The sequence below is a fragment of the Desulfogranum aggregans genome (assembly GCF_055398265.1).
The window spans coordinates 3,354,386-3,372,130 of record NZ_AP042447.1; the positions used below are offsets into that span (position 1 = coordinate 3,354,386).

Sequence of the window (17,745 nt, forward strand, 5' to 3'; positions counted from 1 at the left end):
CGCCGGACCGGGTCCGGCGGTTTACCAGGTCTGCGAGGTCAGTTCAACCATGTTTTGCGCGACCAGGTGGAGGCATGCGTCAACCGCCGGAGCATAATAGCGGGTGCCCCGCCCCGAACGGATTTCTTCCAGTGCAGCTTCCATGCCCAGTGAGGGGCGATAGGGGCGGTGAGAGGAGATGGCTTCCACCACGTCGGCAACAGTGAGAATCTTTGCCTCCAGGATAATTTCATCTCCCTTGAGGCCGCGCGGGTAGCCGCTCCCGTCAAGCAGTTCATGGTGCTGGTAGACGATCTCTGCCACCGGCCAGGGGAATTGAATATTCTTTAAGATCTCAAAACCGACAGTGGCGTGGCATTTTATGACTGCCCGCTCCTCTTCCGAGAGTGCGGACGGTTTGGAAAGGTATTCGGCTGGGAGGGATATCTTGCCGATATCATGCAGCATGGCGGCAAAATGCAATCCTTCGATCCGATTGTCGCTCAGTTTCAACTGCCGCGCGATGGCGCATGCCAGTTCATCAACCCGCTGCTGGTGACCGGCGGTGTAGGGGTCCCGTTTTTCGGCTGCAGCGGCCAACGATTTTACCGTTTCTTCCAGGCTGGAACTTAACTTGTCTCGGCTCTGTTTGAGCTCCAGCATAACCGCTTTGCGCTCTGTCACATCGCGGGCCACGCCGCGAAAGAACGTCAGGCCTTCCCGGTCACTGATATCACAGATGGGGATGGCGTTGAACTCGACCACGACCCGTCGATTTTCTTTAGTGAGGCAGGTAGCCTCAAAACCATAAAATGGTTTTTCCTGCGCCAACAGATCGGCAAAGGTCTCGCGAATGGATTGCTGCTCAGCGGGCACGCACAGGTCGAGCAGGGTCCTGCCCATGATGTCATCGGAGGTGTAGCCGAGGATGTTGCGGACATTGGGGCTTGAATAGGTAAAATACCCGGTATGACTCATTTCCCATATCCAGTCACTGGTGGTTTCCACAAGTGAACGATACCGTTCCTTGCTTTTTTCGATATCCTTGATAAGACGGCCCCGTTCCTCCCAGATACGTATTCGGACCCGATCGGCGAGGATGGTGTGCCGTATGCTGTAAAGCGAAAGGAGAATAACGGCCACCAGAAAGAGGGTGGAGATGGCGGTCAGACGCTTGCGCAACTTGGCCACCTCTGCCTGTACATCCTCCAGGTAGACCCCTGTGCCCAGTACCCATCCCCATGGTTCAAATAATTTAATGTAGGAAAGCTTTGGCGAGATTTTTTCTGGTTTATCCAGCCACTGCCACATGTACTCGATATACCCGCTCCCTTCTTCCTGGGCGAGCCGGACAAATTCAACAAAAATCCGCTTTCCTTCAGGATCCTGGAAGGTTGAACTGTCCTCCCCTTCCATATCCGACCTGTAGGGGTGCACTACCAGGCGGTGTTGCAGGTCATTTATCCAGAAGTAATTCCCACTCTCTTGGCCATAACGAAAATGGCGGATCAGGGCGATGGCTTGCCGCTGAGCTTCTTCCCTGGTAACGGTGCCTTCCTCTTCCCATGAGTGGTAGACCGCAAGGACGTTCCAGGAGGTTTCGATCAGTTCTTTTATCATTTCCCGTTTTCCGGTCATAAAGCTCCTCTCCAGTGAGGGCAGAATGACCAGAAAAATAGAGACAATGAACAAGAGAAGGGTGAGCAGCGCAGGGAGGGCGATGCGGATGGAAATAGCTCGCGAAAGCTGTTTCATCCCTTTGTTTTCCATGGATCAAGTCCCTCCAAGCTGCTGCAATGCAATGCTAACAGGTGAGTTTTTCGAATGGTCGCTCCTCTTTCTTAGTATGTATCACCCCGGGAAGATAATCAATGGAAAGGAGAAAAAGAAATTCACTGGCCGAAGAAAAAGTGCCTATTGGTGAGGTGATATGCGCACTCAATGCAAAATGGTCTTGACAATTACCTGGCAGTTTTGTTTGTATACAGCTGGTTTCAGGTTCCAATTCGGATCAAAAGGGAACTCCGTGGAATTCGGAGACGGGCCCGCCGCTGTAACCGGGGACGAAAACTGTACAGAGCCACTGATGGATACTTTCTGTCGGGAAGGCGCAGTGAGTAGAATGAGCCGGAAGTCAGAAGACCTGCCTGAAATATATATCGTTGTCTTCTCGTGGCATGTGGAGACGCGGTCGATACGTGGAATACCAGGGCATCCCCGGATCAATAGAGTGGTCCGGGGATTTTTTTTTCCGGACGAGCAAGGCAGTTTCAGGCGATAAAAAAGGCTGGATCTGGTTGTGCTGCGTCAGTCAGTCTTTTGATGTATCCTTTCTTTTACTTCGCCCTGTGCATTGCGTTGTTCCCGTTTCCACAGTCCCCTGTCTGGGGCGGAAAGCGTCTGTGGATTATGGTCACTTGCCAATTCGTCTCCCTTGAGATCAGTCAGCACCGGCATCCTTCTTGCCATGTCCGCCGTTTACTGATGGTGTTTGCCGGCACTTTCAGTGCGGTAAGGATACCGTGATCGATTGGGGGGGATTTTTTATGCATACCGCAGGGATTCTCCCTGACTTTCTGAAGCACGGATCATTGTCGCACTGGCGCTGCTTGATAGAGCGCCATCCTTCCCCGGAATATCCCCGGAAACGATCTGCTTCCTCCGCTTTTTGCCACTTTCCCTGGTCGCTCTTGTGCTGAAGCTACACTTTTGTCGATATATGCTCCATTCTCTACATATTTGTTTGCATACAAAGAAAATTCCTCATCCATGCTCAGCCAATGCGTGAGCGAGGGCGCCGCTGTTGTTCGGCCTGTATGGCTGCTGTAGTGGGGGCCATAGCCATTTTCGCCTCCTGGGGAAGAATGAAAAACATATTGGCACAGGATTTGTTTAGAAAACCGGAGTGGTTGCGCCTTTCGTTATTCTTTTTGGGAACAACGAGGGGCAGGTGGCAAGCTCTGGGACGATTGGGGATAATGACCCCAATCCGGACGCGTTCAAGAACGGTACCGGGGCAAAGCGGTAATGGGCTGCCACATGCGGCGGCAATGTGCCGTTGCGGGACGGTTCTGCAGCGTGGTGCATTGACGATTTTCGTTCCATGGGCAGTTTCTCTCCCAACAGGCGAGGGGGAAAACACAGATGCTGCGCTGTCGATGGATACAGTTAGGAGGCAGGGATCGTGACAGGAAAGGCTGTTGAATCGGTAAAAGCTCTTCAGCGGATAATGGGATGGGAAAGCACCTCCTCTGCTGCCATTGATCTGCTGCGAATGCTTGAGGTGACCGGCTCCATTAACAGTGCAGCCAAGGCAAAGGGTATCAGCTACAAGTCAGCGTGGAGAAAACTGGATCAGCTGAACAATCTCGTTCCCTACCCATTAGTGGAGAAGCAGACTGGCGGCAGCGGCGGCGGGGGAACGGTCCTCACGGCTGAAGGGCGTCAATTGCTTCGCCAGGTTGAAATGCTGGAGCAGAAGTTACATCAATTTGTAACAACTTGCTCCAAAGGACCGGAAGAGGCGCTCAGTGCCATAACAACCCTCCGGAGGCTGGAGATGCAGCTCAGTGCACGTAATGTATGGGGTGGACAGGTGGAAAGTATCGAACAGGGAGCGGTGAATAGTGTGGTGACCGTTCAGCTGGGAGGTGGTGATGGTATCCGCGCCACCATAACCGACACTTCGGTCAGGCGGTTGGATCTTGCGCCGGGAAAAGCGGTGATGGCCATCGTCAAGGCTTCCTGTGTCCTTTTGGCAACGCACATCAACCCGCAACATATTTCGGCCCGTAACATACTTACCGGTACGATCACAGCCCTCCTTTCCGGAACCGTAAACGACGAAGTCACCCTTGAATTGTCGGGGGGGAGTACTGTCACCGCTATTGTCACCTCCGCCAGTGTCACCCATCTCGGGCTGCAGGAGGGCGATCAGGTCTCCGCCGTTATCAAGGCCTCCGATGTACTGTTGGCCCTTGGGTGAGACGGTCCCTGCATCCGTGGCGGTTTTGGAGCATACGGTTGGCACCATGTCGAAATGGTGCGTTTTACACTGCTGGTCGCTGTGCTGCAGCGGCGGGATCAGCGAACAATGAAAACCATATAACTTTTACGATAAGGAGGAAAACAAATGAATACAGGCAAGATACTGGTGCTGGCAGCACTGCTGTGGTGCCAGTGGTGTACGGCTGGTCGGTCTGAGACCCTGTACCTGGCTGTGGCGGCAAGCATGACCGATGCGCTCAAGGAGGTGATTACAGTGTACAGGCAGGAGCACCCGAAAACGACTATTCTGCCCAATTTTGCCTCCTCCGGTGCACTTGCCAAGCAGATAGACCAGGGTGCCCCGGCCGATCTCTACATATCGGCCAACCCGAAATGGATGCGGTTTTTGGCAGAAAGAAAAATGATAGCAGACTCAACGGAAAGAATCTTTGCCTTCAATACCCTGGTTTTTGTTGGCGGACCGGCGACGACAATTGCCTCGATAGAGGAGTTGGCTGAACTGGAAAAGATCGGTATCGGTGCCCCGCAAAGCGTACCGGCCGGTCAGTATGCCAAACAGGCGATGGAACATGCCGGTATTTATAGGCATCTTCAACAAGCCCGCAAACTGGTTATGGCCAAAGATGTACGGCAGGCACTGTTGTATGCCGATCGAGGAGAGGTGGACGGAGCGTTTGTCTACCGGACAGATGCATTACTCGCCCGCAAGGCAACCATTCGATTTACTGTCCCCGCCTCGCACTACAGCAGGGTGTCCTATCCCCTCGCCCTGACCGTCAGCGGTGCCGAGAAGCCGGAGGCTGCAACGCTGTATCGCTTCATGGTAAGTGAAAAGGCCATGAATATTCTCGAAAAATACGGCTTTGAGCCGGCAAGGTAACGGCAAATGATTGGTGAATGAAAGCGAGGTGACCATGATTTCTCTCACTCCAGACGACATGACCGCTATCCGCCTTTCCCTGCAGGTGGCCGCCAGCGCAACCATTATTGCCGTGCCGCTGGGGTATGCCGCAGCCTACCTGCTCGCCTTCAGCTCCATACGGGGGAAGAGCTTGATAGAGGGCGTGATCAACCTGCCCCTGGTACTGCCACCGGTGGTTATCGGCTACCTGCTGTTGCTTGCCTTGGGTAAAAACGGTATTTTTGGCGCATTGCTCGACCGGCTCGGTGTGCAGGTGATCTTCACCCTCAAGGGGGCAATCATTGCGTCCGCCGTAGTCGGCTTCCCGTTACTGGTACGATCCATCCGCATCGGCATGGAGAGTATCGATCAGCGATATATGCAGGCGTCAAGAACCCTTGGCGCCGGTTGGTGGGACACCCTGTTCAGCATTACCATTCCCCTGACGTACAGGGCGACCCTTGCCGGTATGACCCTGATGTTTGCGCGCAGCTTGGGAGAATTCGGAGCCACCATCATCCTTGCCGGCAATATTCCGGGAGTCACCCAGACCATTCCGCTGGCCATCTACCAGTATACGAGTACACCGGGAGGAGATGCAATGGCCCTGAATCTGTGTATGGTCTCCATCGGGCTCTCCTTTGCGGTGCTGCTGGTCAGCGAGGCCTCCGGCCGTGCAATATCCAGGAGGTAACCATGCTGCTTGAAGTTGATCTGTGTAAGCGGTTTCCCGGGTTCGACAGCTGGGTGAAGTTTTCCCTCACCTGCTCAAAGTGTGGGGTTTTTGGACCATCGGGCAGTGGCAAGTCGACCCTGATGAATATGCTTTCCGGTCTGCTTGCTCCTGACAGCGGGTATATCAGGCTCAATGGAAAACACCTGTTTGACAGTGACAAAAACATTAACCTGCCGCCGGAGAAACGAAAGATCGGTGTGGTCTTCCAGCAGGGTCACCTCTTTCCTCATATGAGTGTGGAGAAAAATCTCCTGTACGGGCGAAACAGAAGAGCCGTTAATGAACGTAAGATTGATCCCGAGCAGTTGATAGCAGTCCTCCAGCTGGAACGATTGCTTGACCGCCGGATATCCAAACTATCGGGAGGGGAGAAACAACGGGTTGCCCTTGGCAGGACTATTCTTGCCTGTCCGGAGCTGATCTTGATGGATGAGCCGCTAACCGGTTTAGACGGGCGCTTGAAATACCAGATCATGCCTCACCTCTCACGGGTATTTCAGGAATTTTCCATACCTATGCTCTTTATCAGTCATAGCCTCCAGGAGATGCGGATGATGACCGAAGAGGTCCTGGTTATGGAACAGGGCGTGATAGACCGGCAGCTCTCCAGTGAACAATTGGCCCGCTCGACCCTCGGTTCAGGCGGGAGAGGATACACAAACCTGCTGCAGCTTGAGGAGCCCAGAGATCTGGGTGACCTGCTCAGTTACCGCTGGGGCACCCTTGACCTCATGCTGGTAAAAACTCGCAACCCCCGAGGGGGGAGATTCTCTCTCAATGGACGCGATATCCTGTTGTTTAAGCAGCATCCCGAGGCTGCCAGCGCCAGAAATATGCTCTCCTGCACGGTTCGAGGGACCTATCAGACGGAGTGGCTGGTAGGAGTGGAACTCGATTGTCAGGGGAATCGTTTAATCGCGGAGATTGTACCTCAATCGGTCGAGGAGCTCGGTATCAGACCCGGCGCGGAGGTGGTTGCCGTGATTAAAGCCTCTGCTATTGAGCAGCTCTACTGACAGGTTGAGTATTTCGGGAAAGGGCTGGTTGCCCATCTTCCAGCACATAGAGAGAGGGAAGAGGAAAAAGAATCGTCTGCCGGCGGATAGATAACCCAGCCGATGCATCGTGGACTCCGTACCGCGTGTGATGTCGGCTTGATCCGCAACCAGGTGGAGAAAAACGTTACCTGCTGTAACGTTACCAGCATGTTACCGTAGGTGAAGGAACACTGCCCTACAGGTTCACGGAGGAAAAAAATAATATTTTCAAGCGGTCACGATTTTTTAGTTTTTGGCGCAAATTTTGAAAAAGAAGGGTGTCGTCACTTAATGCAACCAGCATGAGACCATGCTTTGCACTTCAGGAGGATACCATGTGGAACATACTGATGCGCTTGAATAAGAACCTGGTGTATGCCATTCCGACTTTAATGGTGGCCGGGGTGGTTTTTGGCTCCCTGGTGGACCGGTCCGGGGTAATTCGGCTGAAGCTGCTGATCATCCCTTTGACCTTTCTCATGGTATACCCCATGATGGTCACCCTGAACATCAAGCATCTCAAGCAGGGATTGCAGCCCAAAATACAGGGAAGCGCCATGTTGATTAATTTTGCCATTATTCCCTTTGTCGCCTACGGTCTGGGCAGGCTGTTTTTTGCCGACCAGCCGTATATGGCCCTCGGCCTCCTGTTGGCCTCACTGCTGCCCACCAGCGGCATGACTATTTCCTGGACAGGGTTTGCCAAAGGAAACATGGGCGCTGCCATCAACATGACCGTGCTCGGGCTCACCATTGGTTCCATGGCAACACCGTTGTATGTCAACTGGTTGCTTGGCGCAACGGTAGAGGTGGATTTTGCCCGGGTAATGCAGCAGATCGTGGTCATTGTTTTCCTGCCCATGGCCCTGGGGTTCGTAACCAGACAGTATTTAATGAAAAATTATGGCATGGATGTGTTCAAGGCACGCATTGCTCCTCGCTTTCCTGCCCTGTCAACCATCGGGGTCCTGGGCATCGTCTTTGTCGCTATGGCACTGAAGGCGAAAACCATCCTTGCCGATCCCGGTCAGCTGGCGATGATTTTTATCCCCTTACTGCTGCTCTACCTCTTTAATTTCACCCTTTCCACCCTTGCCGGACGGGGATTGTTCAATCGTGGGGATGGTATCGCCCTGGTCTACGGCACGGTGATGAGAAACCTCTCAATCGCCCTGGCCATAGCAATCAATGCCTTTGGTGAAGCTGGCGCGGACGCAGCCCTGGTCATTGCCCTGGCCTATATTATCCAGGTGCAGTCTGCGGCTTGGTACGTACGATTTACTGATTACTTCTTTGGACCGATGGCTGCCCCTCAGCAGGCAAAGGTGAGCTGATCAGGTAAGGCTCTACTGGAAGGAGAGGGAATACGAGGCTGGACAGGGCAGGGCAGGATCTTTACAGGATACGCCAGGAATCAGGGTTCTTTTTGTTCTGGACGATATGTCTCTCCTGGGTACAGATATCCCGCACCCGATTTTCCTCTATGCCTGTGCCTGAGGCGATGGCCCCAGTGGAGCGAAAAGCATATTTGGACTCCCGTATAAAGGCGATGATCCTGCGGGCATCCCTGCGAAAAGCATACTGGCTCTGCACCCAAGGCAGGACCAGGGTAACGGTAACGAGCACAATACAGATAAACAACACTTCCTGGTAGTCTGCGAACATATACTAGGCTCCTTGAGGAGAAAGAGACACGCTCAAGGGCGCATTGTAGTTGGTTGTCGGCTTTTGTCCATCAGTTTCTGCATCCCTGGCGGAGCTGCGCTTGCTCCTTTCTTTTCCCAGTAGCTCCGCTGCCTTTCTTTGCACCGCCGCGTTTCCATGATGCCCACGGGATTTCGCGCGGACCCTCCCTCTACGCAACCCCACATCCCATTGACGGATTGGTTCTCTTGTTTATTACTTATAGGGAACAGGCCGGGCGATTACCCTGTCGGTGAAAACCATGGGCAACAGCCGGTGGAACTGTGAGATGGCTAGGGAGGAGATCGTGCAGCCGGTTGAAGAACATCAGGAACCTGGGTATGTTGATGCCCACCTCCATCTGCAGGATCGTCGTTTGAGCGATCAGCTGGCATCGGTTGCCGCCAGGGCCGCCAAGCGGGGAGTAATACGGCTTTTCTGCAATGCAACCCACGAGGAGGACTGGTTTGCAGTACTGGAGGTGCAGCAGCGAGTGTCAGGGGTAGTGCCCTTTATTGGGGTACATCCCTGGTTTGCCGAGATGGTGAGCGCTGGTTGGGGTGAACGTTTGCAGGAGTTACTGGCACACAACAGCTGCGGTGTAGGTGAGGTTGGATTGGATAAAAAATGCCGGGTTGGGGTTGAACAGCAAATCAACGTTTTCACCCTCCAGGTTGAACTGGCCCTGGAATTCAGGCGTCCGCTGGTCATCCATTGCGTAAAGAGCTGGGACAACCTCTTCTCTGTGCTTGAGCCAAGGTATAAAAAACAGGATGCACCGCCGCTGATGCTCCATTCCTTTGTCGGTTCCATGGAGGTCATGGAGCGCCTGATGCGTCTGGGGGCCTATGTTTCGTTTTCCACCGGGCTGCAGCAGCCTGGGCAGGAAAAGCTGCGCAGGGTTTTCCAACAGGTACCATTAGAGCGTATACTGCTGGAAACCGATGCCCCGAACAGGGCAACAGGAGCGCATGACCAGGGATGCGCAGCGCGATCAAGTGAACCCATGGACGTTGCTGATCTCTACACTGAGGCGGCACAATTAAAAAATATAGATATCAGCGTGGTGAAAAGCGTTGTCTGGAACAATGGAAAGGTTTTTACGGACGCGGCAGCTGCTGGGCGATGAAGGGTTTGGGCGTCTCCAGAGCGCAGTGGTTACCGTGATCGGACTTGGTGCCGTTGGCGGCTATGTGGTCGAAGGGCTGGCCAGGGCAGGGGTGGGCAACCTGCGTCTGTATGATTTTGACACGATTCAACCCAGTAACATCAACCGACAGATCCTGGCTCTGGAGTCGACGCTGCAGCGGCCAAAAGCTGCAGTCGCCGCAGATCGGGTGCGCGGTATCAACCCTTCCTGTCGGGTGGATTCCCAGGTGGTTTTTGCCGATGAGCACACAATGGACGATATCCTCACCCCGGCACCCGATCTGGTGGTGGACGCTATCGACAGCCTAAATCCAAAAATCCAGCTGATTGCCGCAGTCCGTGAACGAGGAATTCCTTTGCTCTCCTCCATGGGGGCTGCCCTGCGCACAGATCCCGGTCAGGTCCATGTGGGAGACATCAGTGAAACCCGTGGCTGTCCCCTGGCCAAAAGAGTGCGCAAGCGATTGCGACGTATAGGGATCGAGCAGGGAGTTCGATGTGTCTACTCTACAGAGCAGGTCACTTTTTCCTATGGTGATCCTACCCGGGAAATCGGCACGTCTGCTGCCAACGGCTATGAGCATCGTGGCCGTCCGCGGGTGGTGCTGGGCAGTCTCCCCACCCTGACCGGCATTTTTGGTCTGACCCTGGCCAACGAGGCCATTCTTCACCTGATCAATCTTCCAGCACGATCGTAGCATGCAATCCGTGGCCGGTGACAGGCTTCGTGAACCGACCGGCCTGGATTGTGCACGAAAAGCCTATGCTCAGCCCTTCGTTGCAGAGAGCATGGGTTTCTTTCCATGAAAAAATTAAATGGTTATTGAAACGCAAACTCCCTGACAAAAGGAAGAACAGACTGCAGGAGAAGAACAACTGCCATGACCACCAGTAACCAGCGCAGCCACCGTATATACACCGACTCGTCCACTTGGATAAAGTGGTAAGCCGGCTTGCACCTGCCGATGCAGTATAGCCACCACGAGAGCGGTTTTCTGCGATGTGGACCGCCGTAATGACCCCATGACGTTTTCCGGCAAGTAGCGGGGCTGCCCCTTTACCAAAGCCTGAACCAGTTCCAGTATCTCCGTATTCAGGCTGAATGACAAAGAAAACTACAGCGCTTTCACCAGTATCTGACGTGATATTTTCGGAGTAACATCACCGTGTTCGGAAAGCTTGACCATTCCATGTTTTTCAAGAGATGCGACAATTTTGTCGATGTCATGTTCTTTGATATCATAGTCAGCTAAACGAGTGGGAATGGATAGGCTATGGAAGAACTCTTCTGTTTTGGCAATAGCCGCATCGATCTTTTCATCGTCGCTCCCTTCTCTTATCCCCCAGACACGCTCTGCATATTGCAACAGTTTTTCCTTTTTCTGTTCCTTACGGACTTTCCAGACCGCGGGCTGGACAACGGCCAGTGTCTTAGCGTGATCCACACCAAAGAGGGCGGTTATTTCATGCCCAATCATATGTGTGTTCCAGTCTTGGGGAACGCCGGCACCGATCAGACCGTTTAACGCCATGGTAGCGCACCAGACCAGATTGGCCCTGGCATGGTAATCTTCGGGGTTTTCAACAGTCTGTTTACCTACTTCTATCAGTGTTTGCAGAATACCTTCTGCGGTTCTGTCCTGGAAGCGGGCATCTACCGGAAAGGTGATGTACTGTTCCACCGTGTGAATGAAGGTGTCCACTACACCGTTTGCAACCTGGGTTGCCGGGAGGGTGAACGTGAGGGTTGGATCAAGGATCGAAAACTGGGGAAACGCGTTGAGGCTGAATACCGGCAATTTATCTTCCCCGTCACTGATCACGGCACCATTGTTCATTTCCGATCCTGTTGCAGGAAGTGTCATTACGGTACCGAGGGGAATGGCTCCTTCAACTGGTACCGGATTGAAACCGAAATTCATCAGCTCCCTCTCCTTGCCAGCATACTCATCGGCCACCGAAGCCACTGCGATGAACTTGGTTCCGTCCATGACCGAACCTCCGCCCACAGCCAGGAGGAAATCAACCTTTTCCCTGCGTACGATTTCCACTGCTCCCATGAGGGTGGCGAATTGCGGATTAGCTGTAATTCCCCCAAATTCAAGAATTTCACGAGAAGATTTACCAAGTTCTTTTTTCACCGTATCCAAAAGCCCACTCCTCTGCACGCTGCCGCCACCATAGGTGATAAGCACTTTTGCTTTGCCCGGCACCAGACTATCCAGCTGTTGGAGTTGATCCTTTCCGAATACGATTTTGGTGGGATTATAAAATTCAAAATTAAGCATTATGTTCGTCCTTATGTTTGGTTGTTCGTTCATTCCTCACAGGTGTCTCTGCGTACTGTTTACTGTAGTGCGGAAATTGGAAAAGAGAATACACAATCCTTGCAACTATCTGCCTATTTCTACTTTCCATACCTTGCTTTTACTGGATGTGTGATAGAGAGTGGATAAATCACCCACACATTGAAAGAGGTCTGCAGTGCGACGTATTGTTAAAGTAGTTGAGAAATTGGCTCGCAAAGAAGGATACAATGACACGGAACTGGACGGGGTTATTGTATTTAAAGCCAGTGAAGCAAGAGGAAGGGAACCTCTTTTCCACGAACAAAAGATCATTTTTGTTGTTCAAGGTTCGAAAAGGGTCTACCTGGGAGATGCCATCTACGAGTATAATCCGCAGAATTACCTGGTGTTGAGTGTGCCTATTCCTGCCGAATGTGAAACATTTGCAGAAAAAGACAAACCGCTGCTTGCTATTGGCGTCGATATCGACACGCTCTTTTTGAATCAGATCGTACACATGATGGATGAGTATGGTGATCGTCCCGCCCCAAAATCTGAATCGGTTCAGGGAGGACTTTTCTTGGGTGAAATGAGTGACACGATTGAGGACGTTCTTTTCAGGTTGGTCACGTTACTGCAATCACCGCTTGAAAGCGGCCTCCTCGGAGAAGGTATCATAAAGGAACTGTTACTCAGAGTTCTCCAGCAGGAGAACAGCGACATTCTCCACGCCTTGACCGTAAAGAACACGAACCTCTCCAGGATCGATAAAGCGCTTAAACATATCCACGCTAATTTCACCCAGACCATGGACGTGGATGAGCTTTCCTCTCTGGTCAACATGAGCCCTTCCGCATTTCATCGTGCGTTCAACGACGTTACGGCAACCTCTCCAATCCAGTATATAAAGAAAATGCGACTCACCAGGGCACGAGAGCTAATGATTGATAGACGGCTCAGGGTGAATGAGGCGGCAATAGAGGTCGGCTATGAAAGCCCAACCCAGTTTAGTCGTGAATTCAAGCGATATTATGGAAGCAGTCCAAGTGAGTATGTAAAAATGTGAACATATGTAAACATATACGAGAATTTTGAGGATCAATCTTTAATAGACTGTATCAACAACATGCGAGGACATCATCAGGAAGTTGTGCGGTATTGCCGTTTAACCTGGGGTTCCATTAATTTCCATTATATGCATGGCGCATCTCCTTGAGCTTACCTCAGCATACGATGAGTGGGTGTTGAAAAAATATTGCCGGCTACCTACTGGTAGGCTGATATGTGCGGTTTGTTTGATTAGTTTCCACGCTCAGAGTTAAGGGATTGTGCCCGTGAAGGGCATATGTATAGAGCTATTCTGCCATCTGGAAGGGAGAGCGGCTTTGTGCGAATAAACACCAAAGAGGAACGTATGGAATCCGCAAACAACCAAGGCATGGTAACACCTGATCAGACACGAGATGAAATAAAAAAGATTTTGGATTGGTGCCCAACTTGCTCCATGAAATGGCGAAAAGGCCTGCTGCACCACTTGTTTATACAAAACAGAAGCGATAATGAAAAACGCGTATCTTGATCAAAGAGAACAGCACGTGGTTCAACTGACGGTCTCGTTGTTTAATGATTGTCAATACTGTTCCAGCATGCATTCGAAATTTTCAAAAGAGGCGCCAGTTCTTGAAGCATAGTTCCTTGGATTGAGAGGCTGTCGAGACTCTTTTCAATGGCTTGAGCGAGTTGTGAAGAAAATAACATGCTATTCATCCAGAGGAGCACAGCAGCTCGGCGTTACCATAGATTTTGTATAGCTGCTCATGGTGGGATACCTGGTTTCCTGGCTGTTTCGGGGTGTTGAGGAAATCACCTCAGCCAAAGGATCGGAAGGGTGAGCGCATCAGCAGCGTGAACCCTGCAGACCTGCGATAACCGAACTGTAGTGTAGGAAGAATAATAGGTGGAGCAGAACCCTGAAAATCGGATACACTGCATACAGCGCCCCTCATCATCACCGTTGACCAGGAAAACGTGATGAACTCCAGGCATTGCAGAGGTTGTTCGGCAGGCAGTCTCTGTTATATGGTATGTGGAATACTCGACTGACTGCTCAAGAGCTGCAAGGAGAGTGGTCTAAACAGAGGAAACAGCCGGTGCCTGAAATGAAACAGAGAGGATGATCTTGAAGCACTCTTTTAACCATATGCTGCTTCCACTGCTGATTGCGGTCACCATTGGCGCCCTGGCCGGCTTTGCTGCAGTGGCTTTTCGCTGGTTGATTGGGTGGGAACAAGGCCTGTTGTGGCCAGCCGGTGGTGATTTTCTCCACCAGTACACCAGTGCACCGTGGTGGCTGAGAGTGGGTATTCCCGCCGGAGCTGGACTTTTCCTGGGCCCGTTGCTCATGTATGTCGCACCCGAAGCACGGGGTACCGGCGTGCCGGAAGTAATGGTGGCAATTAACCAGCACGATGGTATTATCCGTCATCGCATAACCGTCCTGAAAAGTCTGGTCACGTCGGCCTTTATTGCCGCAGGCAATTCCATCGGCCGGGAAGGTCCGACCGTGCAGATCGGGGCCTCCATCGGTTCATCGATAACTCAGCTTTTCGGTATGGGGCCAGAACAGCGGAAGCTGGCTTTAGCCTGCGGGGCGGCAGCAGGGATTGCCTCTATTTTTCAGGCACCCATTGCCGGAACGATGTTTGCCGTAGAAATTCTCTTGTTCGATCTGGAGGTGGGTTCTCTTTCCTCCATTGTTATTGCCGCGGTTACCGGCACCGTTGTTTCCAGGTTTTTCTGGGACAGGGAAACACTCTTTGAGATCCCTTTCTTTTCTATGGATCATCCGGTTGAGCTTGTTTTCTACTTCGGTCTTGGTATAGCAGCCGGTTTTATCAGCCTGCTGTTTCTTTGGGCTATCTCCAAGACCAGCCAAGTGTGGGAAAAACTGCGCGTTCCTCTGTGGTTGACGCCGTGCATCGGCGGTTTTATCGCAGGATGCATCGGTCTACTGGTTCCGGAAGCCCTTGGTCTGGGCAATGCAACCATGCTCCGGTCCTTGGATGGGTCCCTCCTGTTGTCCGCCGTGTTGATTTTTCTTCCGGCCAAAATGATCTGTACTGCGGTCTGTGTCGGCTCCGGCATGAGTGGTGGAATATTTGCACCTTCACTTTTCCAGGGAGCGATGCTTGGCTCTCTATTCGGGCACCTGGCGTCCTTTGTTCTGCCCCATGGGTCGCTTTCACCGAGCCATTTTGCCTTGGTAGGCATGGGAGCTGTGGTGGCCGGAACAACCCTGGCCCCGATTACCGCAATCATGACCATTTTTGAACTTACCTATAATTATGAAGTTGTTCTCCCGTTGATGACAGCCTGTATACCGGCAATTATCGTGGTCCGTCTGCTGCATGGCTATTCCATCTATGAAACCTCCTTGCTGAACAGGGGAATCCGGATTGTTCGCGGTCATGATGTCAATCGCCTGCGCGCCATCAGAATCAGTGATACCATGATCAGGGAATTTGAGACGATTCGAGCCGATATGCCACTACAGGATCTGATGGATCTGGTTTTAACCAGTTCCTTTCCCCATTTTGTTGTTCTGGACGCTGAAGACCGGTTGGCAGGAGTACTCAGTCTCCGGGATGTCCGTGCCGTGCTTCTTGCTGACAGTCCGGAACAGGAATGTATGGTTGCCGCTGATCTGATGAGTAAAAAGGTGGTGACGGTCAGCGAGGAACAAAACCTTGAGGATGCCTTTCACATCTTTTCCAGTAAAAGTTTTTCCTTTCTGCCAGTGGTTGCACGGGATGCGCCGGAGAGGGTGGTCGGCTACCTGAAAGAAGGCGATCTGCTGAACACTTATGATCAGTATATCTTAAGCCAACAGGTCAAGCCCTCGGCCAGGTGGATTTGCAATTTACCGAAGTGACTGTTCATCACGAAGAGCTGGACCAAGAAAGAGGCTTGATCTGTAGGAAAGCATTCCATGAACATGCTTCCTTGATGTCCCCTCTCCAGGCATCATGAGCAGTGTAGAGCCTGCGTGTTGCACATTGCCTGCTCTTGAGAGAGCAAACCGTACGTGGAAGGAGAAGGAAGAATCAACAGGTTGTCACTGCTGCGGGTTTGACCAAGTGACCTGTTTACGATGAATGGCTATGCCTCCAGCAAGTAGGGTATCGATGTTCCGCAATGTTGAGAAGATGCCGCGACCAATGGCGCGTATTTACATGTTGTTCACAGGGGCAATGGTCTGCTTGTTTTTGGTCTATTATTTTTTTGGATTCAAGCCACTTGCCACCCATTTGTTCGATATCCATAAAGAACGCATCGTATTTGACCTGGATCGAGTCGGCTGGACGTTTAATGCGGTCGTTGAGCGGCATTTGCAACTTGCGATGCAAACTGCCAGTAGAACAGCCATTCGAAAAAAGCAGATTGCCTATCTAGAAAAGCAGATATCGAAAGATGAACTGTTGCTTTTCAGTACAGCAAAATTAGCCGATGCAATCCATGCCAATGAGGAGATGCTCGGCATTGCTCGGTATGACTCGTCTGGAAATTTTCTGTTTCATGTTGGTGAGCAAATTTCCACTTCAGTTGTTCAGAGCTGCGTGCAGCGGGATGTGTCCACGGATCAACCGGTTGTTCCATTGGCTATTGATGTCCAGGGGCAGACATTTTTGTATTGTTCGGCCATTCTCGATCAGGATTATGGGATGGTTGGGATCGATGTGTTGATGATGAGCGATTGGAGTGTGCGAGATGTCATCAACGAACATGCCGGTCCAATGACTGTCTATGCGCTTGCCTCGGCCGCAGGAGAGATACTCTACTGGCCGGCCTCGCTCCGTGCTTCGACTTCGCTCGATGCGCTGAAAAACTTTCTGGTGAAAAAAGAAGCGAACGGTTCGTTTATCATCAGTCAGGTTGACCTTCCTCATTTCGATCTTGAACTCTATTCCATTGTGAATGAAAAAATTTTTAGCGCTCCTATCCATGGGCAATTTGCTGCATTACTCTCGGTGCTCGTTGTCATATCCATCGTCATTGTTGTACTCAGCATTATTATCACCCGGCCTGTTGTGCGATCTCTGCTTGAAGAACAGCGGATGCGTGATCTTTCCAGAAGAGATTTGCTGACCGGGCTATACAACAGAAGAGCGCTCAACGATTATTTTGCCAGTGAAGTTGCCCGTTCCAGGCGATATGGACATTCCCTTGCTGTGGTGATGTTTGACATTGATCACTTCAAAAAGGTAAACGACACGTATGGACATTCTGTCGGTGATGAAGTCATCCAAGAGATAGGCAACTACTGCACGACGATTTCAAGGCACAATGATTTCTGGGTCCGTTATGGCGGGGAGGAGTTTCTTGGTGTCCTACCTGAGACTGACGGAGAGGCTGTGGCTATATATGCCGAGCGTCTGCGATCAGGCTTGGAACAGATAACCATTGAAACCAGACAAGGTGCGGTTTCCATAACGGTTAGCGGCGGATTTGCCTCCTTTAACCTGGCTGATAATCAGCAACTAGAGGCCAGGGAAATGATTGATGGTGTTGACCAGGCACTTTACCAGGCTAAGCGCCGTGGGCGAAACAGGATGGTACGGTACGAACCTCGCCACGATGGGTGAGACCGGGATTGAAGAGATATCAGCTGTACACCTTCCCTCAAGCAACAAGGGAGCAGGAATCAGAGTCAGGAGAAGTTGCATGGGCTCTGCTTCGCCTACTCGTATCTCCGCATGGCCCAACAACATTCATCGGCTGCGGTTAACGCATGAGCGACGAGGACCGCATTGCTGACGGGATGGGAGGTGTTTGTTGAACGATGGGGTTTGGGGTCCACAGGACAGCGTTCATTGCTCAGGTGTAGTCTTATTCATATTAAACGGTAGACTGGCATTTCAACACCGATAAAACAAAGGGATGAGCGCTTCACCGAGCTTGGGGAGC

Annotated in this window: 17 protein-coding genes and 1 riboswitch; of the genes, 12 read left to right on the forward strand and 5 right to left on the reverse strand. The window is 51.8% G+C overall.

Annotated elements, in window-relative coordinates:
* Window positions 1–21 precede the first annotated feature (21 nt).
* The 3 genes from ACZ52Z_RS14845 to ACZ52Z_RS14855 all read right to left on the reverse strand — a co-directional run bounded on the left by ACZ52Z_RS14845 (window position 22) and on the right by ACZ52Z_RS14855 (window position 3,121).
* Window positions 22–1,749 carry an HD domain-containing phosphohydrolase gene (locus ACZ52Z_RS14845; RefSeq protein WP_464267553.1) on the reverse strand — a complete coding sequence of 576 codons (1,728 nt, stop codon included), beginning with the start codon at window positions 1,747–1,749 and terminating at the stop codon, window positions 22–24.
* 209 nt (window positions 1,750–1,958) lie between these two features.
* Window positions 1,959–2,144: riboswitch (cobalamin riboswitch) on the forward strand.
* 142 nt (window positions 2,145–2,286) lie between these two features.
* Complete coding sequence (locus ACZ52Z_RS14850; RefSeq protein WP_464267554.1) at window positions 2,287–2,448, reverse strand: hypothetical protein; 162 nt, start codon at window positions 2,446–2,448, stop codon at window positions 2,287–2,289.
* 304 nt (window positions 2,449–2,752) lie between these two features.
* On the reverse strand, window positions 2,753–3,121 hold the full coding sequence (locus ACZ52Z_RS14855; protein ID WP_464267555.1) for a hypothetical protein: 369 nt from the start codon (window positions 3,119–3,121) through the stop codon (window positions 2,753–2,755).
* Window positions 3,122–3,163: 42 nt separating this feature from the next.
* Here ACZ52Z_RS14855 and ACZ52Z_RS14860 point away from each other — a divergent pair, with 42 nt between their 5' ends.
* From ACZ52Z_RS14860 to ACZ52Z_RS14880, 5 genes are all read left to right on the forward strand, one after another.
* Window positions 3,164–3,964: a TOBE domain-containing protein gene (locus tag ACZ52Z_RS14860; protein WP_464267556.1), complete on the forward strand. Its 801-nt coding sequence runs from the start codon at window positions 3,164–3,166 to the stop codon at window positions 3,962–3,964.
* Between the two features lie 147 nt (window positions 3,965–4,111).
* Window positions 4,112–4,867, forward strand: a complete 756-nt coding sequence (modA, locus tag ACZ52Z_RS14865; RefSeq protein WP_464267557.1) for a molybdate ABC transporter substrate-binding protein — start codon at window positions 4,112–4,114, stop codon at window positions 4,865–4,867.
* Window positions 4,868–4,901: 34 nt separating this feature from the next.
* Window positions 4,902–5,582, forward strand: a complete 681-nt coding sequence (gene modB / locus ACZ52Z_RS14870) for a molybdate ABC transporter permease subunit (protein ID WP_464267558.1) — start codon at window positions 4,902–4,904, stop codon at window positions 5,580–5,582.
* A gap of 2 nt (window positions 5,583–5,584) precedes the next feature.
* Window positions 5,585–6,640, forward strand: coding sequence for a molybdenum ABC transporter ATP-binding protein (gene modC / locus ACZ52Z_RS14875; RefSeq protein ID WP_464267559.1), 1,056 nt, complete (start codon window positions 5,585–5,587; stop codon window positions 6,638–6,640).
* A gap of 356 nt (window positions 6,641–6,996) precedes the next feature.
* Window positions 6,997–7,995: an arsenic resistance protein gene (locus ACZ52Z_RS14880; protein ID WP_464267560.1), complete on the forward strand. Its 999-nt coding sequence runs from the start codon at window positions 6,997–6,999 to the stop codon at window positions 7,993–7,995.
* A gap of 61 nt (window positions 7,996–8,056) precedes the next feature.
* Here the strand turns inward: ACZ52Z_RS14880 and ACZ52Z_RS14885 are convergent, their stop codons facing one another.
* A complete protein-coding gene (locus ACZ52Z_RS14885; protein ID WP_464267561.1) occupies window positions 8,057–8,326 on the reverse strand; it encodes a hypothetical protein in 270 nt (89 codons plus the stop codon).
* Between the two features lie 280 nt (window positions 8,327–8,606).
* Here ACZ52Z_RS14885 and ACZ52Z_RS14890 point away from each other — a divergent pair, with 280 nt between their 5' ends.
* On the forward strand, window positions 8,607–9,473 hold the full coding sequence (locus ACZ52Z_RS14890; protein ID WP_464267562.1) for a TatD family hydrolase: 867 nt from the start codon (window positions 8,607–8,609) through the stop codon (window positions 9,471–9,473).
* On the forward strand, window positions 9,433–10,191 hold the full coding sequence (locus ACZ52Z_RS14895; protein WP_464267563.1) for a tRNA threonylcarbamoyladenosine dehydratase: 759 nt from the start codon (window positions 9,433–9,435) through the stop codon (window positions 10,189–10,191). Before ACZ52Z_RS14890 ends, ACZ52Z_RS14895 begins: the two co-directional genes overlap by 41 nt.
* Window positions 10,192–10,608: 417 nt before the next feature.
* On the opposite strand, the gene ACZ52Z_RS14900 is transcribed toward ACZ52Z_RS14895, so the two are convergent.
* Window positions 10,609–11,781 carry an iron-containing alcohol dehydrogenase gene (locus ACZ52Z_RS14900; protein ID WP_464267564.1) on the reverse strand — a complete coding sequence of 391 codons (1,173 nt, stop codon included), beginning with the start codon at window positions 11,779–11,781 and terminating at the stop codon, window positions 10,609–10,611.
* Window positions 11,782–11,977: 196 nt separating this feature from the next.
* Between ACZ52Z_RS14900 and ACZ52Z_RS14905 the strand changes: the two genes are divergently transcribed.
* From ACZ52Z_RS14905 to ACZ52Z_RS14925, 5 genes are all read left to right on the forward strand, one after another.
* Window positions 11,978–12,847, forward strand: a complete 870-nt coding sequence (locus ACZ52Z_RS14905) for an AraC family transcriptional regulator (RefSeq protein WP_464267565.1) — start codon at window positions 11,978–11,980, stop codon at window positions 12,845–12,847.
* Between the two features lie 348 nt (window positions 12,848–13,195).
* Window positions 13,196–13,360: a hypothetical protein gene (locus ACZ52Z_RS14910; protein ID WP_464270835.1), complete on the forward strand. Its 165-nt coding sequence runs from the start codon at window positions 13,196–13,198 to the stop codon at window positions 13,358–13,360.
* Window positions 13,341–13,472 carry a carboxymuconolactone decarboxylase family protein gene (locus ACZ52Z_RS14915; protein WP_464267566.1) on the forward strand — a complete coding sequence of 44 codons (132 nt, stop codon included), beginning with the start codon at window positions 13,341–13,343 and terminating at the stop codon, window positions 13,470–13,472. Before ACZ52Z_RS14910 ends, ACZ52Z_RS14915 begins: the two co-directional genes overlap by 20 nt.
* A gap of 482 nt (window positions 13,473–13,954) precedes the next feature.
* Window positions 13,955–15,712 carry a chloride channel protein gene (locus ACZ52Z_RS14920; protein WP_464267567.1) on the forward strand — a complete coding sequence of 586 codons (1,758 nt, stop codon included), beginning with the start codon at window positions 13,955–13,957 and terminating at the stop codon, window positions 15,710–15,712.
* Between the two features lie 286 nt (window positions 15,713–15,998).
* Window positions 15,999–17,423, forward strand: coding sequence for a GGDEF domain-containing protein (locus ACZ52Z_RS14925; RefSeq protein WP_464267568.1), 1,425 nt, complete (start codon window positions 15,999–16,001; stop codon window positions 17,421–17,423).
* Window positions 17,424–17,745 lie beyond the last annotated feature (322 nt).

What these genes read in the sequence shown, in the direction of transcription:
- ACZ52Z_RS14845 (WP_464267553.1), bottom strand. Translation starts at nt 1,749, where the DNA reads ATGGAAAACAAAGGGATGAAACAGCTTTCGCGAGCTATTTCCATCCGC.
- ACZ52Z_RS14850 (WP_464267554.1), bottom strand. Translation starts at nt 2,448, where the DNA reads ATGGCAAGAAGGATGCCGGTGCTGACTGATCTCAAGGGAGACGAATTG.
- modA (WP_464267557.1), top strand. Translation starts at nt 4,112, where the DNA reads ATGAATACAGGCAAGATACTGGTGCTGGCAGCACTGCTGTGGTGCCAG.
- modB (WP_464267558.1), top strand. Translation starts at nt 4,902, where the DNA reads ATGATTTCTCTCACTCCAGACGACATGACCGCTATCCGCCTTTCCCTG.
- modC (WP_464267559.1), top strand. Translation starts at nt 5,585, where the DNA reads ATGCTGCTTGAAGTTGATCTGTGTAAGCGGTTTCCCGGGTTCGACAGC.
- ACZ52Z_RS14880 (WP_464267560.1), top strand. Translation starts at nt 6,997, where the DNA reads ATGTGGAACATACTGATGCGCTTGAATAAGAACCTGGTGTATGCCATT.
- ACZ52Z_RS14885 (WP_464267561.1), bottom strand. Translation starts at nt 8,326, where the DNA reads ATGTTCGCAGACTACCAGGAAGTGTTGTTTATCTGTATTGTGCTCGTT.
- ACZ52Z_RS14890 (WP_464267562.1), top strand. Translation starts at nt 8,607, where the DNA reads ATGGGCAACAGCCGGTGGAACTGTGAGATGGCTAGGGAGGAGATCGTG.
- ACZ52Z_RS14895 (WP_464267563.1), top strand. Translation starts at nt 9,433, where the DNA reads ATGGAAAGGTTTTTACGGACGCGGCAGCTGCTGGGCGATGAAGGGTTT.
- ACZ52Z_RS14900 (WP_464267564.1), bottom strand. Translation starts at nt 11,781, where the DNA reads ATGCTTAATTTTGAATTTTATAATCCCACCAAAATCGTATTCGGAAAG.
- ACZ52Z_RS14910 (WP_464270835.1), top strand. Translation starts at nt 13,196, where the DNA reads ATGGAATCCGCAAACAACCAAGGCATGGTAACACCTGATCAGACACGA.
- ACZ52Z_RS14915 (WP_464267566.1), top strand. Translation starts at nt 13,341, where the DNA reads ATGAAAAACGCGTATCTTGATCAAAGAGAACAGCACGTGGTTCAACTG.
- ACZ52Z_RS14920 (WP_464267567.1), top strand. Translation starts at nt 13,955, where the DNA reads ATGATCTTGAAGCACTCTTTTAACCATATGCTGCTTCCACTGCTGATT.
- ACZ52Z_RS14925 (WP_464267568.1), top strand. Translation starts at nt 15,999, where the DNA reads ATGGCGCGTATTTACATGTTGTTCACAGGGGCAATGGTCTGCTTGTTT.